This is a genomic window from Arthrobacter sp. R3-55, from assembly GCF_054161505.1.
Map to the genome: position 1 here is coordinate 4,238,372 of NZ_CP096423.1, position 18,769 is coordinate 4,257,140.

Annotated in this window: 20 protein-coding genes; 13 read left to right on the forward strand and 7 right to left on the reverse strand. The window is 63.3% G+C overall.

The genetic code is table 11. The features are described 5' to 3' along the window. Positions 1-72: 72 nt before the first annotated feature. Together M1D51_RS19310 and M1D51_RS19315 are read left to right on the forward strand one after the other, a co-directional pair. Positions 73-2,112, forward strand: coding sequence for a BCCT family transporter (locus M1D51_RS19310; protein WP_458107650.1), 2,040 nt, complete (start codon positions 73-75; stop codon positions 2,110-2,112). A gap of 45 nt (positions 2,113-2,157) precedes the next feature. Next, positions 2,158-2,370: a hypothetical protein gene (locus M1D51_RS19315; protein ID WP_458107651.1), complete on the forward strand. Its 213-nt coding sequence runs from the start codon at positions 2,158-2,160 to the stop codon at positions 2,368-2,370. 130 nt (positions 2,371-2,500) lie between these two features. Here M1D51_RS19315 and M1D51_RS19320 read toward each other — a convergent pair whose 3' ends face one another. Both M1D51_RS19320 and M1D51_RS19325 read right to left on the reverse strand, forming a co-directional pair. Next, on the reverse strand, positions 2,501-3,187 hold the full coding sequence (locus M1D51_RS19320; RefSeq protein WP_458107652.1) for a fasciclin domain-containing protein: 687 nt from the start codon (positions 3,185-3,187) through the stop codon (positions 2,501-2,503). Positions 3,188-3,378: 191 nt separating this feature from the next. After that, on the reverse strand, positions 3,379-4,689 hold the full coding sequence (locus M1D51_RS19325; protein ID WP_458107653.1) for an acyltransferase family protein: 1,311 nt from the start codon (positions 4,687-4,689) through the stop codon (positions 3,379-3,381). A gap of 110 nt (positions 4,690-4,799) precedes the next feature. Here M1D51_RS19325 and M1D51_RS19330 point away from each other — a divergent pair, with 110 nt between their 5' ends. From M1D51_RS19330 to M1D51_RS19340, 3 genes are all read left to right on the forward strand, one after another. Next, positions 4,800-6,041, forward strand: a complete 1,242-nt coding sequence (locus M1D51_RS19330) for a sensor histidine kinase (protein WP_458107654.1) — start codon at positions 4,800-4,802, stop codon at positions 6,039-6,041. Further along, entirely contained in the window at positions 6,029-6,667 is a 639-nt protein-coding gene (locus M1D51_RS19335) for a response regulator (RefSeq protein ID WP_172322097.1), read from the forward strand. Before M1D51_RS19330 ends, M1D51_RS19335 begins: the two co-directional genes overlap by 13 nt. A gap of 62 nt (positions 6,668-6,729) precedes the next feature. Next, the gene (locus M1D51_RS19340) at positions 6,730-7,311 is read left to right on the forward strand and encodes an N-acetyltransferase family protein (RefSeq protein ID WP_458107655.1); all 582 of its coding nucleotides are present in this window, start codon (positions 6,730-6,732) and stop codon (positions 7,309-7,311) included. 48 nt (positions 7,312-7,359) lie between these two features. Here the strand turns inward: M1D51_RS19340 and M1D51_RS19345 are convergent, their stop codons facing one another. Continuing rightward, positions 7,360-8,133 (reverse strand): IclR family transcriptional regulator, encoded by a 774-nt coding sequence (locus M1D51_RS19345; protein ID WP_458107656.1) that lies wholly within the window; start codon positions 8,131-8,133, stop codon positions 7,360-7,362. 171 nt (positions 8,134-8,304) lie between these two features. Between M1D51_RS19345 and M1D51_RS19350 the strand changes: the two genes are divergently transcribed. From M1D51_RS19350 to M1D51_RS19360, 3 genes are read left to right on the forward strand one after another with little or no spacing between them, the layout of a single operon-like run. Continuing rightward, positions 8,305-9,021, forward strand: coding sequence for a CoA transferase subunit A (locus tag M1D51_RS19350; RefSeq protein WP_458107657.1), 717 nt, complete (start codon positions 8,305-8,307; stop codon positions 9,019-9,021). A gap of 20 nt (positions 9,022-9,041) precedes the next feature. Next, a complete protein-coding gene (locus tag M1D51_RS19355; RefSeq protein ID WP_458107658.1) occupies positions 9,042-9,743 on the forward strand; it encodes a CoA transferase subunit B in 702 nt (233 codons plus the stop codon). Further along, the gene (locus M1D51_RS19360) at positions 9,740-10,972 is read left to right on the forward strand and encodes an acetyl-CoA acetyltransferase (RefSeq protein WP_458107659.1); all 1,233 of its coding nucleotides are present in this window, start codon (positions 9,740-9,742) and stop codon (positions 10,970-10,972) included. The genes M1D51_RS19355 and M1D51_RS19360 overlap by 4 nt, the downstream gene beginning before the upstream one ends. On the opposite strand, the gene M1D51_RS19365 is transcribed toward M1D51_RS19360, so the two are convergent. Beyond that, on the reverse strand, positions 10,973-11,674 hold the full coding sequence (locus M1D51_RS19365) for an ankyrin repeat domain-containing protein (protein WP_458107660.1): 702 nt from the start codon (positions 11,672-11,674) through the stop codon (positions 10,973-10,975). Positions 11,675-11,676: 2 nt separating this feature from the next. Continuing rightward, complete coding sequence (locus tag M1D51_RS19370; protein ID WP_458107661.1) at positions 11,677-12,252, reverse strand: GlcG/HbpS family heme-binding protein; 576 nt, start codon at positions 12,250-12,252, stop codon at positions 11,677-11,679. 174 nt (positions 12,253-12,426) lie between these two features. Here M1D51_RS19370 and M1D51_RS19375 point away from each other — a divergent pair, with 174 nt between their 5' ends. Genes M1D51_RS19375 through M1D51_RS19395 form a run of 5 tightly spaced genes read left to right on the forward strand, consistent with a single transcriptional unit; the run spans position 12,427 to position 16,719 of the window. Beyond that, positions 12,427-13,644, forward strand: coding sequence for a sensor histidine kinase (locus M1D51_RS19375; protein ID WP_458107662.1), 1,218 nt, complete (start codon positions 12,427-12,429; stop codon positions 13,642-13,644). Continuing rightward, positions 13,641-14,267: a response regulator gene (locus M1D51_RS19380; protein WP_458107663.1), complete on the forward strand. Its 627-nt coding sequence runs from the start codon at positions 13,641-13,643 to the stop codon at positions 14,265-14,267. Before M1D51_RS19375 ends, M1D51_RS19380 begins: the two co-directional genes overlap by 4 nt. 27 nt (positions 14,268-14,294) lie before the next feature. Then, positions 14,295-14,861: an HdeD family acid-resistance protein gene (locus tag M1D51_RS19385; protein ID WP_458107664.1), complete on the forward strand. Its 567-nt coding sequence runs from the start codon at positions 14,295-14,297 to the stop codon at positions 14,859-14,861. A 59-nt stretch (positions 14,862-14,920) separates the two neighbouring features. After that, positions 14,921-15,727, forward strand: coding sequence for an exodeoxyribonuclease III (locus tag M1D51_RS19390; protein WP_172322108.1), 807 nt, complete (start codon positions 14,921-14,923; stop codon positions 15,725-15,727). Positions 15,728-15,759: 32 nt separating this feature from the next. Then, positions 15,760-16,719, forward strand: a complete 960-nt coding sequence (locus M1D51_RS19395; RefSeq protein ID WP_458107665.1) for a hypothetical protein — start codon at positions 15,760-15,762, stop codon at positions 16,717-16,719. 32 nt (positions 16,720-16,751) lie between these two features. On the opposite strand, the gene aqpZ is transcribed toward M1D51_RS19395, so the two are convergent. Both aqpZ and M1D51_RS19405 read right to left on the reverse strand, forming a co-directional pair. Then, entirely contained in the window at positions 16,752-17,492 is a 741-nt protein-coding gene (gene aqpZ, locus M1D51_RS19400) for an aquaporin Z (protein ID WP_458107666.1), read from the reverse strand. Between the two features lie 218 nt (positions 17,493-17,710). After that, a complete protein-coding gene (locus tag M1D51_RS19405; RefSeq protein WP_172322111.1) occupies positions 17,711-18,766 on the reverse strand; it encodes a LacI family DNA-binding transcriptional regulator in 1,056 nt (351 codons plus the stop codon). Positions 18,767-18,769 lie beyond the last annotated feature (3 nt).

Here is an 18,769-nt window from a genome sequence, read left to right on the forward strand (position 1 = left end):
TTCCGGCCGACCTCGCCCTTCAGGGCCATGTATAAACGCAAGCCCATGACTCTCCGAGCAAAGGACCCGCTCATGGCTATAAACAGTGACACCAAACCGCTGACACCAGAGGAGTTACCTGCCGACGACCAGTTGGCGGCCACTTCACCGGCAGCCAGCACCAGCAAAGAAAGCAGCCCCGCCCACGCGGCAAGCCCTGGGGAAACCATCAGGGTCTCCGCCGACGACACCACCTTGGCCGCCCTCGACGCTGAGGACGGAGGTGCAGAGCCCCTTCCCGATTCTGAAGAATACGAACAGATCATGGAAGAACTGCGCCATGCCAAGACCGAGCAGGCCGTCTCGGCCCGCCGGAACCGCAAACTTACACTCGACAAAGTCACCTTCGGGATCACGGGCGCCATCGCCGTCGCCTTCGTGGTCTGGGGATTTGTTGGGCGGGACAGCCTCTCCGATACCTCCAAAGGCGCCTTGAACTGGGTCATGGAGTACACCGGCTGGCTCTTCATGGTCCTCGCCTCACTGTTCGTCGTCTTCGTCCTGTGGCTTGCCCTCGGCAAGTTTGGCAATATCCCGCTGGGCAAGGACGGTGAAAAACCGGAGTTCCGAACCGTCTCCTGGGTGGCCATGATGTTCGCCGCCGGAATGGGCATCGGGCTCATGTTCTACGGCGTGGCCGAGCCGCTGTACCACTACATCTCACCGCCGCCGGGAACAGTGGACGGCCGCACTCCGGCAGCCATCCAGACTGCCATGGCCACCTCGATCTTCCACTGGACCCTGCACCCCTGGGCCATGTACGCCGTAGTGGGCATCGCCATGGCTTACGGGACCTACCGTTTGGGTCGCAAGCAACTGGTGTCCGCCGCCTTCACCTCGCTGTTCGGCATCCGCATGGTGGAAGGTCCGCTCGGGAAGTTCATCAACATCCTGGCCATCTTCGCCACGCTCTTCGGAACCGCTGCGTCGCTGGGCCTCGGCGCCCTCCAGATCGGCAGCGGCATGACGTCCAACGGCTGGCTGGGTGAAATCGGCACTCCGGTGCTGGTGGTCATCGTCGCCATCCTGACGTTCTGCTTCGTGGCATCCGCGGTGTCCGGCATCAGCCGTGGTATTCAGTGGCTCTCCAACATCAACATGGTCCTGGCCGTAGTCCTGGCCCTGATTGTCTTTGTGGCCGGGCCCACCCTGTTCATCCTCAACCTGATCCCCTCCGCCGTGGGCGACTACGCCAGGGACCTTGCCGAGATGTCATCACGAACCGAAGCCGTGGGAGATGATTCCCTGCGCAGCTGGATGACCAGTTGGACCATCTTCTACTGGGCCTGGTGGATCTCCTGGACGCCCTTCGTGGGAATGTTCATCGCCCGCATCAGCCGTGGACGCACCATCCGCCAATTCGTCACCGGCGTTCTGCTGGTACCCAGCGTTGTGAGCGTCATCTGGTTCGGTATCTTCGGCGGGGCCGCCTTCCACGTCCAGCAGGAAGCGGACAAAGCCGGCACTCCAGGCCTTGTGACCATGGTGGACGGCGCACCCTCCATCAACTTCGATGGCGCCCTCTTCGATTTGGTGAAGAACCTGGGAATGCCCGGTTGGCTGACCGCTGCCGTCATAGTCCTGGCCATGGTCCTGGTGGCGATCTTCTTCGTCACCGGCGCCGACGCCGCCTCGATCGTCATGGGATCCCTGAGCTCCAACGGCGCCGAACACCCGCGTCGGGGAGTGGTGATCTTCTGGGGCAGCCTCACCGGCGCAGTGGCAGCAGTCATGCTGCTTGCCGGCGGCGATAAGCCATCGGAGGCTTTGTCGGGACTGCAAAGAGTGACCATCGTGGCAGCCCTGCCCTTTGTGATCGTCATGCTGTTGCTCTGTTTCGCCCTGGTCAAGGATCTTCGCCGCGACCCCCTGCAATTGCATAAGCGTTTGGCTACCTCAGTAGTGGACCGGGCTATCCGGACCGGCGTTGAGCAACACGGGGGTGTTCAATTCGACCTCGTCACCAAGCACGAGTGCGCGGAGAAATGCACCGACTCCGATTGCGCCGGGGGAACACCAACGGGAACCATCCCCCTGGTCGGTAAGCCCCAACAGGACTCCACCGGCAAGTAATCCAGCTTCGAACTGATCCCCTTTACCGATTCTTAGAGGTCCATCATGCCCAACACTTCTGACACCGGCACTCTCCGTCTCAACAACAAAGTCCGTCTCAACAACCAAGTGCGCCTCAACAACCAAGCCAATGAGGACGTGACAGTCACCCTGGACGCGTCCAAACCCCTGACTGTCCGGATCGAGGTTGACCGTTGCCCTTGCGGATCTGAACACAGCAAGGCCGGCTCCTACGTCGATAGTGACCTGGGACGCTAGTCAGCACACAACACGCTAGGCAGCACACAACACGCCAGGCAGCACACAACACGCTCAGCAGCACACAACAAAGCAGGCGCCGGGGTTCCGGCGCCTGCTTTTTGTTGATACTACTGGTAGCCGCTAGGGCTTATTTGGGCATCAGTACCGAGTCAACCAGGTAAACCGTGGCGTTGGCGGTCTGGACGCCACCGCAGATCACGTTGGAAGCTCCGTCAACCGTGAGGGCATCCTTGGTGCCGGCAACCGTCACTTCGCCACCCTGCACAGTCTTGTGGGTGCCGACGATCTGGTCCGGGGTCAGCTGACCGGGGATGACGTGGTAGGTGAGAATCTTGCTCAGCAGGGCATCGTCCGTCTTGAGCGTCTCGATTGTTGCGGGGTCGATCTTGGCGAAGGCATCGTCAACCGGTGCGAACACCGTGAATTCGCTGCCGTTCAGGGTGGAAACCAGGTCCACCTTGGGGTTGAGCTTGCCCGAAACAGCGGCGGTCAGGGTCTTGAGCAGCGGGTTGTTCGATGCTGCAACGGCTACCGGGTCCTGGGCCATGCCCATGACCGAACCGGCACCGTCCGGAACCTGTGCGGCGTAACCGGCGCAGCCGGGGCCCACGAGGTTGGCGGCCGGGTCCATGGCTGCACTGCTCATGGCCGAGGACGACGGGGAAGCGGACGGCATGGCGGAGGAGGACTCCGGGGCAGCCGATGCCGAGGAAGGCGAAGTGGAGGTGCTGGTGCCACCACAGGCAGTGAGACCGAGAAGGGCGGCTGCAGTGAGGCCAACGAAGGCGAGGGCGGGGCGCTTTGTGGACAACATGTCATTCTCCTTGTTTTTGGAACCAGGGCGTTGGGTCCATTGGTTGGTGGGACACGGGCTGCTGATGTTGCTTTTGCTTCACCTGCGGTTTGTGTCTCACCAGCTATTCGGAGGATGGGACGGGGTGGATGGGTGCGGATTGAAAAAGTTTTTTTTCCATGCCGCCGGACGGTCCCGCCCTTGTACGTCCGCTACGCCGCCGTACGGGTAGTGGGACGAACAAGGGCGGGGCTTTTAGCGGCAATCCTGGGAGTACGGTCCACCCCGAGCGCGCAGATAAAAAGGGTCACGCTGACAGCGGCCGTGGCTGGAGTGATTCCGTCAATAAGGAGTACCACTACGCCGGCCACCCCACTGACCGTGCTCAGCGCGGCCCTTCGATCCGTGAAAGCGGGCGAGTGGGGTGCGTTCACCTCTTCACAGCGTCCGAGCCACCGGACCACGGGAACAAGGAGAGAAGTAACAGCCACCAACCACAGTGGCCGGCCAAGCCACCAGTCTGCACTGCCAGGAACCGGGAGATGTACCGGGACCACGAGCAGCAAACCCGCAAGGGCAACCATCACCGGCATGTGCCAGAGATAGATAGTCATCGCCCTGGCACCCACCAACCCGACGAGTGACATGGCGCTGGACTGTTCTGCCCACCGTCTGATGCGCTTTTGGGCGAGGGAGAAAACCATCAGTTGTGCGATTGCCAGGAGTGCAAGGGCGCCCGTTGGCGGATTGAGGTTGCTGAACATGTCCCCCGAGTACCAACCAGAGGCAAAGAGTGTCATCAGCAGTATCAGCGACAACCCCGCAGTCCATTTCCGCACAGCCCCGGACATCCGTCCCACCCGCCCGTCTGCAAGCCAAAACCCCAGCTGTTGAATGAAGAGCCACACAAAAGCAAGGTTGGCGTATCCCAGGGCAGGAAGGTCCAGGATCAAACGCCCGGCATCTACGGCAACGATGGCCAGCCCCAACCCCACCAGGGTCCGGAGTCCCGCCTTCCCGTGAGCGAATGCCAGCACGGGAACAAGAGCCGAACATCCGAGGTAGACGGCCAGGAACCACAAGGGTTGGCTGATCCGATAACCGGCCGTTTCAACAATTTCCGCGGGAACGCCGGATGCGGCAAGGATCAGGAGGCCTGTTCCTACCGAAGCCACCAGAACTACGGCGGGAACCAGCAGCCGCACCAGCCTGAGCCGGACATAGCCACCGGCGGTGTCGCCCCGGAGCTGCATCCGACGCCATTGCGTGATGGAGCTGAAGCCACCGGCAATGAAGAACAGCGGCATAATTTGAACAAGCCAGGACAGAGAGGCGAACCAAGGGTTTCCGTCCAGGGCATTCTCCAGCACAGGCCCCTGGGGGCCAATGCTCACGCCTACCATCAGTGCGTGGAGTGCCACCACCACCACAAGGCAGAAACTCCGGATGACGTCCACACTGGCGTCCCGTGCAGTGCCCGGGACATGCGGCCGGGACAGGTGTGCAGTTGTGTCACTTTTCATGCCTTCGACGCTACGGATCAGCGGAATCAGGCACGATGGTGCGGGCCACCCTCTTAAAGGTGGAGCTGGCTATACCGTCAAGGCCCATGCTGCTGCGGCAGACTGAAGTCATGATCAAACCTCGTTTTCGGCCATGGCTGCGTGCCTACGGCTACCTTGTTGGTGAGTTGCTCGCCAGCGTCATCTCCATGGCCATGTTCATGGTTGCCGCGCTCCTTATCCCGTTGTTCCTTTTCAGCGGCGGATGGCTCGTAGCGCCCCGGGCGGTAGCCGGCCTGCGCTGGTGGGCGGCGATAGCCCGCCGTCGAACATCCAGCTACTCCGGTATGCCAGTGACCGAAAACTACGTTCCCATTCCCCGCAGGCCTTCCTTTGAAGAGCGCCTACGTCTGGTCTTCTCCCGCAGCACCGGACGCGATCTGCTGTGGTTGGTGGCTCACGGGCTGGGGATGCCGATCGTCGCACTCCTGTGTATCGGGTTTCCTTTTGGCGCCTTGAACTCGCTGCTCATTCCCACCTACTGGTACCTCCTCCCCGCGGACCAGCCTGTAGTCAACCTGTATCCGGTGACGTCATGGGAGGGTGCTTGGTGGATGCTGTTGATAGGCCTTGGATATGCAGTGGTCTCCTGGTGGCTGATTCCCGGAGCGGCTGCAGGCCTTGCCTGGATTCAGGGAAAGATGTTGTCGCTTCCCGCGAGCGCGTACCTGGCCGAGCGGGTGACTGCGTTGACGGCCAGCCGTGCGGCGGCGTTGGATGCCCATTCGGCGGAGCTCAAAAGGATAGAACGCGATCTCCATGATGGCGCGCAAAACCGGTTGGTGGGCGTCGTCATGATGCTCGGGCTGGCGGAGCGGACCCTTGAGAAAAGCCCGCAAGACGCACTCCCCCATGTCCGCAGGGCACAGCAAGCCGCCACCGACGCCCTGGCCGGGCTGCGAACCGCGGTTCACGATATTCACCCGCCCATCCTGGACGAGCTGGGCCTGGAAGGAGCGCTCTCGGCTTTGACGGGCCGCTCGGCCATTCCCTGCAACCTCATGGTGTCCGATCTCCACCGGGTTCCGGCGGCACTGGAATCGGCCAGCTACTTCATCGTGGCTGAAGCCTTGACCAATGCCAATAAGTACAGTGCTGCCACCCGGTTGTCCGTGGTGGTCAAACGGGATGGCTCTGCTGACCGGCTGCTGATTTCAGTGGAGGACAACGGCCGTGGCGGGGCGGTGGAACGTCCAGGTGGCGGGCTGGCAGGAATTCGACGCCGGGCGGCTGCTTTCGAGGGCGTCCTGGACTTTCACAGTCCGGCCAACGGACCAACAACTGTGAGGGTGGAACTGCCGTGCGGGTTGTAATTGCCGAGGATGACGCCCTCCTCCGCGAAGGGTTGTCGCTCCTGCTCAAGAGCGAAGGTTTCGATGTCATCGCTGCCGTGGACAACGCCGTCGACTTCCTTGCCGTCCTCGAGGACGCCGACGCCGCCGTCCTTGACGTGAGGATGCCGCCCACCTTTACGAACGAGGGCCTGTTGGCCGCACGTGAGGCCCGACGACGACGGCCCGGCTTTCCGGTGTTGGTCCTCTCCGCTTACGTGGAGGACCGCTACGCCGGTGACCTGTTGTCCGAAGGTGCCGCCGGCTTGGGGTACCTCCTCAAGGAGCGTGTGGGTAAGGTAGCGGAATTCACTGACACCCTCCGGCGCGTTGCCGGCGGCGCCACCGTCATGGATCCTGAAGTGATCTCCCAGCTGATGAGCCGCCGCGGGGCCAGCGATCCCATCAGCACGCTTACTCCGAGGGAACGCGAGGTCCTTGGGTTGATGGCGGAGGGATTGGACAACCTTTCCATTGGGTCCCGCTTGGTGGTCACCGAAACGGCTGTCAGCAAGCACATAGGCAACATCTTCCAAAAGCTGCAACTGTCCACCATGGACCGGGGCCATCGCAGGGTGCTGGCAGTGCTCGCTTATCTCCGGAGCTGAGCCCTGGAACCCGTTGGCGGTATCCCGTTGCCTGAATCCGGCACCAATGACACCATGGGCGGATGGCTATCGAGGTCCGACCCGCGACCATGTTCGATGACGTGAAAACCATGCTGGGGCCCAAGAGTCCCGACTCGAACGTGTGCTGGTGCCTGAGCTACCGCATACCGTCGAAGCTCAACCAGGAGCTCCAAAAGCAGGAGCGCGGAAAATACGTCCAAAAGTTGGTTTCCGAGGACCCGCCTCCCGGCGTTTTGGCGTACGACGGCGACGAAGTAGTGGGGTGGGCAGCGGTTCACCCGCGCGCGGACACCAGTTTCGCCAAGAACCGCAAGATCCCCCACGTGGACGAGACAAAGGTGTGGTCCATTTGGTGCATTCGGGTGAGGCCCGGGCACCGCGGCAAAGGCATTTCCCATGAGCTGCTCCGTGGGGCCATAGAGTTCGCCAAGAGTCACGGGGCGCCCGCCCTTGAGGGTTACCCGGTGGATAACAGGGGCGGCAAGGTGGATCTGACCATGGCCTACGTGGGCACCCGGAGACTGTTCGAAAAGGCGGGCTTCAGGAAGGTCGCCGAAACCACCTCGGTGCTCAACGGTTTCCCCAGGGTGCTCATGCGCCTGGACCTCCGCCAGCCCAACTAGGTAACAGCACATGCTCCAATGCGGGCTCAGTAGAACGTTTACTGTCACCTAGTTGGGGCGGGCTCCCTGCAACCTTGCGCTCATGCGGTGCGCTTCCTCGAGCAGCAGTTTGCCCAGGAACTCCTGGCGGTCAGGACGGAAGCGCGGTTCGATTCCCGTCAGGGAGAGCGCCCAGGCAGGGTGGCCCTGCTGGTCAAACACCGCAGCGCCCATACCCCAGCTGCCTTCGAGGATGAGTCCGGGATTAACGGCGTAACCGGCCAGGCGGGTGCGTTCCAGGTTGTCCCGCACTACGTTTTCGGGGTGGCCCACAGCAAAGTCGCCGGCGTGCGCAGGCCAGTCCCCCAGCAGTGCTTCCTGTTCCTCCGGGGGGAGGAAGGCCATGATCGCGGTTCCGGCCGAGGCCACTCCGAGCGGGAAGCGGACCCCTTCGTGCAGCACAAAGGATCGCACAGGAAACGCTCCCTCTTCGCGCAGGACGCAGATGGTTTCATTCCCACGGCGGAGGGAGAAGAACGCGCTCTCCCCGGTTTCCGCGGCCAGCCTGCGCAGGGAGGGCCGGGCGATGTCTTCCATGGGGAAACGGGCGGCAGCAACCGATCCGAGCAGGAAGATCTCCGGCCCCAGCACCCACTTGCCCGTGCCCGGATCGTGCTCCAGCAAACCTTCGGCAGCCAGGGACGTCAGCAGCCGGTGGACGGTTGGCCGGGTCAACCCGGACTCGCGCACCAGACCCGCCAGTGATGTTCCACCCGGCTTGCGGCCCACCAGGCGCAGCAGCTGCGCCACCCTGCCCACAACTTGGGCTCCTTGCACTGCCACAGCATCCTCCCTGCGATTTTGTCCACAATATGGATACCGTTCAGTCTAGCGTCCACAGCGTGAGTAGTTGGTCCGTGCCGCCATTGATCTCTTGCGTTGCCCTGCCTAGGCTCGACTCCAAGAAGAGACACGTCCACAAAGTGGACCAACCAGCTCAACGAGGAGTTCGCAATGTCAACCATGTACGCGAGTGCAGCCCAAGCGCTGCGTGAGGTGATGGCAGACGGCCTGACCATCGCCGTCGGAGGTTTTGGCCTCAGCGGCATCCCCGCAGACCTGATCGACGCCGTCCGTGACTCCGGCGCCAAGGACCTCACCATCGTCTCCAACAACATGGGCGTGGACGGCAAGGGGCTCGGCGTCCTCATCGAGGCAGGCCAGGTCCGGAAGGTCATCGCTTCCTATGTGGGCGAGAACAAGCTTTTTGCCGAGCAGTACCTGGCCGGGAAGCTGGAGGTTGAGTTTACGCCGCAGGGCACCCTGGCCGAACGCCTGCGCGCCGGCGGCGCCGGGATTCCCGCGTTTTACACACGGACCGGTGTGGGAACCCTGGTTGCCGAAGGCAAACCGCTGGAAGAGTTCGACGGCGTCACGTACGTCCGCGAGCGCGCCATCACCGCCGACGTCGCGCTGGTCCACGCCCACACCGCCGATACGGACGGCAACCTGATCTACCGCTATACGGCACGGAACTTCAACCCGGTGGTGGCTACCGCGGGTGCGGTGACCATTGCCGAGGCTGAGATCATTGTGCAGCCGGGCGAGCTGGACCCCAACCACATTGTGACCCCGGGGGTCTACGTCCAGCGGCTTGTTCAAGCCACGGACCGGGTCAAGGACATCGAACAGCGCACGGTCCGGCAACGAGCCGAATCACTCACGGTTTAGCAGCAAAGGAGCTCATCACCATGGCATGGACACGAGACCAGATGGCCGCCATCGCGGCTGAAGAACTGAACGACGGCGACTACGTGAACCTCGGCATCGGCATTCCCACCTTGGTGGCCAACAACCTGCCCGACGGCGTGCGGGTGGTCCTCCAGAGTGAGAACGGACTGCTGGGCATGGGCCCGTTCCCCTACGAGGGCGAGGAAGACGCCGACCTCATCAACGCCGGTAAGCAGACCGTCACCATCACTCCCGGCGGCAGCATTTTCGATTCCGCAACATCGTTCGGCATGATCCGCGGCGGGCACGTCAAGGTGGCCATCCTGGGCGCTATGCAGGTGTCCGGCTCCGGGGACCTGGCCAACTGGACCATCCCCGGCAAGATGGTCAAGGGCATGGGTGGGGCCATGGATTTGGTGGCCGGCACCCCGCGGGTGGTGGTCCTCACCGAGCACAACGCCAAGGACGGTTCGGCCAAGATCGTCACCGAATGCACGCTCCCGCTCACGGGGCTCAAGTGCGTGGACCGGATCATCACGGACCTCGCAGTTTTTGACATCGAAGAAACCCACGACGGCGGCACCCGCCTTCTGCTGACCCGCCTCGCCCCGGGCGTCACGGTGGAGGAGCTCCGCAGCAAGACGGACGCAGAGTTCGCCGTGGCGCTTGCCTCTGTCGGACCCACGCTTGTTGAACACACGCTTGAAGGAGCCAACGCATGAGCCTGAAAGAGCAATTTGGCAAAGACATCCTGCTCACAGGGTGGGGCCACAGCAAGTTCGGGAAGCTGACTGATGAGACCTTGGAGTCGCTGATCGTCCAGGTGGCCGGCGAAGCCATCAGGAACTCGGGCCTGGACCCGAAGGACATTGACGAGATCTACCTCGGCCAGTTCAACTCGGGGATGCAGCCTTTGGGATTCACTTCCTCGCTGGCCCTGCAGTTATCCGCCGATCTGGCCAATGTCCCGGCAACCCGCACCGAGAATGCCTGTGCATCCGGATCGGCGGCCTTCCAGCAGGGCGTCAAAGCGGTGCTGGCCGGAACCGCCCGCAACGTCCTGGTGATTGGCGCGGAGAAGATGACCGATGCCGGTGCGGACGTGGTGGGGGCGGCCTTGCTCGGCGCTTCCTACGAGATGGCCGGAAAAGCGTCCTCCACCGGGTTCACCGGCCTGTTCGCGGAAGTCGCCAAGCACTATGGCAAGCGCTATGGGGCAGGCATCAGCGGACTGGGCTTTGAAGGCCGCCTGGGTTTTGAAGGCGGGCTGGGCGATGTCCTGGGCTCCATTGCGGCCAAGAACCACCGCAACGGCATGGACAACCCCTATGCCCAGATGCACCGGGACTTCGGCGAGGAGTTCTGCCGGACCATCTCCGAGAAGAACCCCATGGTGGCCGAGCCCTTGCGCCGCACGGACTGTTCGCCGGTCTCGGACGGTGCTGCCGCCGTCGTGCTTTCCACCTCGGCTACCGGCGGCGCAACCGCGCCTGTGCGGCTGGCCGGATTCGGCCACGCCAACGATTTCTTCCCCGCGGAGAAGCGCGATCCCACCGAGTTCGCAGCCACCCGCGCTTCGTGGGAGCGCGCTTTCACCATGGCAGGGGTAGGCCTGGAGGACCTGGATTTCGCCGAGGTGCACGACTGCTTCACCATCGCCGAGCTCATCATGTACGAAGCCATGGGCCTCACACCGCGCGGAGAAGGTGCGCGTGCTGTCCAGGAGGGTTGGGTATATAAGGACGGCAAGCTGCCCGTCAACGTCTCCGGCGGCCTCAAGGCGAAGGGCCACCCGGTGGGTGCCACGGGGGTCTCGCAGCATGTCATTGCGGCAATGCAGCTCAGCGGGACCGCGGGCGACATGCAGTTGCCCGCGGCCCGCCGGGGCGCTGTCCAGAACATGGGCGGCGTGGGCATCGCCAACTACGTCAGCGTCCTGGAGGCTCTCTAATTAGCGGTTCCGGATCAGTGCCGCGATCTCCGTAAATCCGAGCCGCTCTGCGTTTTGCAGGGCGGTTCGTCCTTGGGGGTCGCGGATGTCCGGGTTCGCCCCGGCGGCCAGGAGCTGCCGGACCACGTCCTGCTGGTTCGGCCCGCCGTTGTTCAGCAGGATGGCTTCCTGCATGGCGGTCCAGCCCAGGTTGTTGACGTGGTCCACCGGCACACCTGCTGCAATAAGGATCCGAACCGTTTCGGTGTGGCCATGCTCGCTCGCCGGGATCAGCGCAGTTCCGCCATACCTGTTGATGCTGCGAACATCCGCGCCCGCAGCCAACGTCAACCGAAGGACCTCGTTGAAGCCTTCCGCCCCGGCATAGAGGAACGCGGAGTCCTGGATCTCATCCTTGGCGTTGACGTTGCCACCAGCGGCGATCAGTTCGCGGACACGGGGTACGTCGTTGGCTTTGGCGGCCAGGATCAGGAGACGGTCGGTTTCCAGTTGGGCCTCCGGTGGGAGCGTTGACGGTACAGCGGACGACGACGGCCCGGGACCAGCGCTCGTCGTCGCGGTTTGGCTTGGGGCTACTGAAGGCGAGGCCAGGCTTGGAGCTACGGAAGACGAGGCCGGGGCGGGAGGCGGGGCGGCCGGCGTCGTACATCCGGACAGCAGCCCGATCACCAGCAATCCCGCCCCCACCACCGGAGTTTTCATGGCTACTTCGCGGCCGTAGCCAGTGCATCGGCACCGGCGGTGGCGCAGGCTTCGTCGAGGGCGCCGTCGGGAGCGCCGCCCACTCCGATGCCGGCCACCGAAACACCGTTGACCTTCAGCGGTACCCCGCCGGGGAGGAACAGCGTGCCGGGGAGGTCGGCGATGGAGGGGCCGTTACCGTTGACGCGCTTGGCGAGCTCGCTGGTGGGAGCACCAAAAGCGGCCGCAGTGTAGGCCTTCTGCTTGGCGGCTTCGATGGTGTGCTCGGCAGCGTTGTCGCCACGCAGGATTGCCTGGACAGTTCCGAACCGGTCAACCAGTGCGACAGTGACGAACGGCAGCTTGTCCGCCTGGCACTTGGCGAGCGCAGCGTTGACGGCGGCACTCGAGGCCCCCACGGAGATGCGGTTCTGGGCTACGACGTTCTCCGGGGCCGGCTGAACCTCTGCGGCAACTTTCACGGGGGCAGCAGCCGGCGCGCCTGCAGGGGACACGGCGTTGGCCACGGCCGTGACACCGCCGGTGAGCAGCAGCGCTCCAGCAGCGGCGGCGGCAATCATCTTGTTCGACTTCTTCACGGGGTTCTCCTTGGAGTGGGCATCGGGTTCACAGCTTCGGGTACACCTCCATGTTTCCGCCGACGGCCGGATGGCCACATCGCCCGGTCGCCGTTTCCGGGCTCAGCCTTTCCGCCATTGGTATCAGCCAAAAGGTGGAGGGACCAATACCCGTGCGGGACCTAGCATGGAAGGATGCCCACTGCCCCTACACAGCCGACGCCGAGCATTCGGCTCGACGGACGCATCGATGCTGTGGTGCATCTGGGCTTCGCCGTCCTCATGGTCGCTTCCGCAGTCCGCTACGTCATGCGGCACTCCCCCGCGGACAACCTCTGGACGGTGGCGCTGGCAGGAACTGTCTGCGCCTTGTACGCGGTCACTGCGGTGCTGGCCCATCGACGGGAACAGGGCAAACGGCAGCCGGGCAGACGGCAACGGGGCCAACGTCAACCGGGCCGGCGCCAGCTATGGATTCCATGGATGATCGCGTTGGTGGCAGCCTGGGCAGCACTCGTCATTGCCGCCCCGAGCTTCGCTTGGTGTTCCTTCGCCATCTTCTTCCTGACCCGCACTGCCTTCCGCGGATGGGCGGGATACGTCGCCGGAGGCGCGACGGCGGCCGCTACCGCCGTCGGACTGTTCCGGATGAGCGGCTGGACAGACATCGCCATGTTGCTCGGCCCGCTCGCTGCAGGCGCCCTGCTCACCCTGATCTACGACAAAATTGAGCGGGACCAGGATCGGCTCGCCACCAGCGAACGGGAATCCGGGATCGCAGCGGAGCGTGAGCGCGTTTCCCGGGAAATCCACGATACCGTCACCCAAGGCCTGGCCAGCAGCCTCCTCCTCCTTGAGGCCGCCCAGCGCGCGTGGCCCGCTCCGAGCGCGAACCACGACGTTCGCAAGGCCGCCGATCTGCTGCGGCGCAATCTCGCCGACACCCGCAGCCTGGTGCACGAACTCTCCGCACCGGGCTTGGAAACCGGCCCACTCCCCGAGGCTTTGGAACACGCGGCCCGCCAATACGTTGAGGCCATCCGGGTACAGGTCACCGGTGATCCGCGGCCGCTTCCGTCCGAGGTCCGGCATGCCCTGCTGCGCGTCACGCAGAGCGCCGTGGCCAACATCAAACTCCATGCCGGCGCCGGCCAGGCAAGCGTGACCCTTGGTTACCTTCCGGACGCCGTCACCCTGGACGTGTACGACGACGGTCGCGGCTTTGATCCCGGAACGGTACCTCCGCCCTCGGAAACCGGAGGATACGGGCTGCGGGCCATGCGGCAGCGTGTGGAACAGTTGGGCGGAGAATTGTCCGTGGAAAGCTCACCGGGAGAAGGAACCATCATTGCGGCGCAGTTCCCGCTGTCCCGGCCTGCTGATCCGGCAAACACCCTGAAGGAGGCTCGGTGAACACCATTTCAGTGCTCCTCGTGGACGACCACACCGTAGTGCGGAGCGGACTCAAGGCGCTCCTGGGCACTCAAGCCGATATCGGCGTCGTCGGTGAAGCCGCGTCGGGTGAGGAAGCGCTGGAAGCGGCACAGCAGCATGCCCCCGACGTCATCCTCATGGACCTCGCCATGGGCGCCGGGATGGACGGGATCGAAGCCATCAAACAGCTCCGCCAACGCACCCCGAAGCAAGCCATCATCGTGTTCACCACCTACGACTCCGACGCGGACATTGTCCGTGCCGTGGATGCTGGCGCCATGGGCTATTTGCTCAAGGACGCCGCGCCGGAGGAGATCTTCGCAGCGGTGCGCGGTGCTGTGCAGGGGAAGAGCGTGATGAGTGCGCCGGTGGCATCCCGGCTGTTCCAGCAACTGCGGAATCCCGACGAGATCCTCACTCCGCGCGAAGCTGAACTACTCAGCCTGCTCACGGAGGGGCTCAGCAACCGCGATCTGGGCAAGCGCCTGTTCATTTCCGAGGCGACGGTAAAAACCCACCTCGCCCACATCTATGCCAAGCTGGGCGTGGAGACGCGGGCAGCAGCAATTGCTACAGCTATCCGGCGCGAGGGGATGCGGTAAAGGCGCGTGGTTGGTTACGCTGACCATATGTCGGACGCAGCGGATCGCAAAATGTTCAAAAACCCGGGAACTGCTTTGCTGGTCCGGGGAGCCCTTTCCATTGTTTTTGGCCTTTTAATCATTGTTTTGCCGAGCGCGACTGCTTTGATTGTTGTTGTCATGTTCGGTGTATTTGCGATCATTGACGGCATCACCAGCGTTGCCCATTATTTTTACGACCCCGCCGGCCGCTCCCGCTGGACCTTGGTGGGCGGCTTCATCTCCATCGCAGCCGGCATTGTGGCAATTGCCTTGCCGGGAATTACGGCCGCCGCGATCGGGGTGCTCATCGGTTTGTGGGCGTTGGTGCTGGGGCTCTCCCAGATTATTCTGTCCCTTGCTGCGAGAATCTTTGTCCGGAGCTGGGGCATCTGGTTCCTGACGGGACTCATCACCACGGTGTTCGGAATCGTTGTCCTTTTCAACCCGGGGCTCGGGCTTTTGGGCCTGGTGTGGATGTTGGCGGGCTTCGCGATCCTGACGGGGCTGCTCCTGATCGCCTCCGGCATCGGGCTGCGGAAACTGGCCCGCACGCAGCCGTTGTACGGGCACTAAGGTACGGTAAAAAGCCGTCAGGGGATGCGCTCAGCGCCAAGTTCGGTAAGTTAGTGGCTGTGAAGATAGCTACCTGGAATGTGAACTCCCTCCGCGCCCGTGCAGACCGCGTTGAAGCCTGGCTTGAGCGCAGCGACTGTGATGTCCTGGCCATCCAGGAGACCAAGTGCAAGGACGAGAACTTCCCGTGGGAGCTCTTTGAGCGCATGGGCTACGAGGTTGCGCACTTCGGCGTGAATCAGTGGAACGGTGTTGCCATCGCCTCCCGCGTTGGCCTGGAAGATGTTGAACGCACGTTCCTGGACCAGCCGGCGTTCGGCAAGGCCGGCAAGGATCCCGCTCAGGAAGCCCGGGCCATCGCCGCCACCTGTGGCGGCATCCGCATCTGGAGCCTCTACGTTCCCAATGGCCGTTCCTTGGACGATGAACACATGCCGTACAAGATCAAGTGGCTGGACGTCCTGCAGGGCCATGCGGCCCAGTGGGTCAAGTCCGATCCCACCGCCCAAATTGCCCTCATGGGTGACTGGAACATCGCCCCGTTCGACGACGATGTGTGGGACATCGAGCTGTTCCGAACCAACAATTACACCCACGTCTCCGAACCCGAGCGCGCCGCGTTCCACGCGTTCGAAGCCGCCGGGTTCACCGACGTCGTCCGCCCTTACACGCCCGGCCCCGGCGTCTACACGTACTGGGACTACACGCAGCTGCGCTTCCCCAAGAAGGAAGGCATGCGCATCGACTTCTGCCTCGCTTCCCCCGCCCTGGCATCGCGGGTCACCGGAGCCTCGATCGATCGCGAGGAACGCAAGGGCAAGGGCGCCTCGGATCACGCTCCCGTGATCGTGGAGCTCGCAGACTAAGGACAGAACCACTGACGAAAGGGGCGGCTGAGATGACTGGAAACCTGTACCGGGGCCAGGCAGGGCTGCCGTTCTCTTCGTCGCTGCGCATTTACGAGCCCCTCGAAGCGTTCCCTCCTGCGCAGCAGCGCCAGCTCGTGGCAAAAGGCAGCAAGAGCGGTTCCCGGGCCGCCGTCGAAAACGCGGAACTCCAAGCCTCGCTGGGCCGCATTACGCGCTCCGGCGGCGATCCTTTCCCCACAGGACAAACGGACTTGGTCCGCATGACCCGCGTGCCCACGGGGCGGCACGCGGCGATGCCGGACCAAGCTCCCTCCCCTGAGCAGACTGCCGCGCCGGCTGAACCTGATGTATCGGAGCAGACTGCCGCGCCGGCCCACAGAGCGCACGACGCCGGACGGCTGCTTTATTGCCCCAGCCAACTGGTGATTCGGGCCGGCTTGGCGGCCAATGCCCTCATGGACGGTGTGCACAGTCCCCTCGCCGACCTCCTCATTCCCGTCTCGCAACGGGACAAGCATCAGGCCAGAATTGATCGGGTCAATGCCGGGGAAGACGCCAAGCGCGTCCATACCCGCGCCTCAACATGGGGCATCCCGTTCAGTTGGTTCTCGCTCTTTGCAGAGTCGGACCGGAAGGACGTGGTGGAGTCCGAAGGGCGCATTCTCACCGTCCGTGTGTGGACTCCCCTGACCGAGGCACTTGACAGGGCCCGCTTCGCCGTGGCGCACCTGGCCCTGGCTGCGCCGGATTTGGACATGCTCGATGACCTGACGCAGCTCACCGAATGGCTGGAACTGTTCCACATCCAGTCCATGGTGGAGCTGGACTACGGGGCAGTAGCGGACAAGGTGTACCCGGACGAGTCCCCCATGGATGTGCGGTTGGGCATCGAATGCCTGGCCGAGGGCGATATGACCGGGGCGGCTGCCGCGTATCGTCGGCTCGCCTCCCGCTGGATCCCCATCCGCCAATTGGCAAGAGCGTCCTAGCAGGCCTTCTTCAGCGTCCTGGTCGGCCTTCTTTAGCGCTCGAGGACCACTTCTTCGGTGTTGGGGAAGAACATCTTGTAAGTGATGCCGGCAATGGCAGCTCCAATGACCGGGGCGAGGATGAACAACCACACCTGGCCCAGGGCTTCAGGCCCGGCGAACCACGCCACGCCCAGCGAGCGTGCAGGATTGACGGAGGTGTTGGTGACCGGGATGGACACCAGATGGATCAAGGTCAGTCCTAGCCCGATTGCTATTGGTGCGAAACCTTTTGGTGCCCGGGAGTCAGTGCTGCCAAGAATGATGTAAAGGAAGATCGCGGTCAGGACGATTTCAGTCACCAAGGCAGCGGCCATCGAATACCCGTCCGGAGACCTATCGCCGTAACCGTTGGAGGCGAAACCGGATTTCACGGCATCGAATCCGCTCTTGCCCGAGGCTATGGCAAACAGGGCCAGCCCGGCCATGGACGCAGCAGCGATTTGGGTGATGATGTACGGTCCCACGGCCTTCCATTCAACCCGGCCCGCTAAGGCGGCACCGATAGTCACTGCCGGGTTGAAGTGTCCCCCGGAGATATGCCCCACGGCATAGGCCATGGCCAGAACGGTCAGGCCGAAAGCCAACGCGACGCCCAGGAATCCGATGCCCATGTTGACCTTGTCCTCCGAGAGGACTTTTGCAGCCAAGACTGCGCTGCCGCAGCCTCCGAAGACGAGGACAAAAGTCCCCAATGCTTCGGCCCCAAGCCGGGACGGAAGTGATGTGTGCATGATTCCTCTTTCATTCGACGAGTGACCCGGGGCCGCGGCACAGTACATGGGTGGCCACAAACTGCGTGGGCCGGTAACTGCGTGGGCCAGTAACTATGTGGGTCAGTAGTCATGTGGGCCGCGGGCGGGATTCATGACGAAAATCCCCGGCTCCGCACTCGGAACCCGCCGTGGAGGAACACGGCAGTGCGGACCTGCTAGACGGCAGTGCGGACCTGCTAGCCCGCTGTTGGCGGTGCTGTGGTCTCGCGGACGATCAACTGGTGGGGGGCCACCTCGGAATGGACCGCCCCATGGTTCCCGTCCAGCTCGTCGAGCAACATCTTGGTGGCGAGCTCGGCTTGGTTATCGGGTCGCTGGCCCACAGTGGTCAGGCCAATGGAGGACGAGAAATCGTGATCGTCAATACCGATGACCGAGAGGTCTTGGGGAACCCTGACGCCGTGGCGGCCAGCCTCGAAGATGACGCCCATCGCCATCTCGTCCGAGGAGCAGAAGATGGCCGTCGGTTTGCGTCCCGGTTGGTTCCACAGCCGGTTGAAGGCCACTTGGCCGCTGGCGACAGTGAAATCGCCCCACTGGTCCCATTCAGGGCGGACTTCCAGGCCGGCGTCGGTCATCACTTCCTGGAAGGCCCGGATCCGCACGCGGGGTACGTCAAAGTTCAGGTCTGTTTCATCGTCGCCGTGAAGAAGCGCAATATCCTTGTGGCCCAGGTCCAGGAGGTGTCGGACGGCGGTGGACGCGGCGTCGTAATCGTTGATGCCGATGTACGCGCAATCCTCAACATGGCCGCCCACCACTACCAGCGGGATGTCGATCTTGTGGAGATGTTCCAGCTCTTCCTCGGTCAAGGACATGCAGAGAACCAGCAAGGCATCAATCTGCTTATAGACCATGGTGGAGCTGAAGAGCCGCTCACGGTTGCTGCCGTGGCCGCCCAGGTTGAAGAGGGAAAGGTTGTATTTGCGCGAATGCAGTTCCCGGTCCGCGCCTTCAATTGCTTTGGAGAAGAACCACCGGCTCACAAAGGGGGCCAGGACACCGATAGTGCGCGTACGGCCGGTCGCAAGGCCAGACGCCGACGACGACGCCACGTAGCCCAGGGAACTGGCTACTTCCAGGATTTTTTCGCGGGTCGCGGGAGACACCCTCGGCAACCCTCGTACGGCCCGTGAGACGGTCGCCGTCGAAACTCCGGCGGCCGCCGCAACGTCCTCAATACTGACGCCGGTGTGGCCGCCGCGTTGGGACCTACCCGTTGTTCGTGACACAGG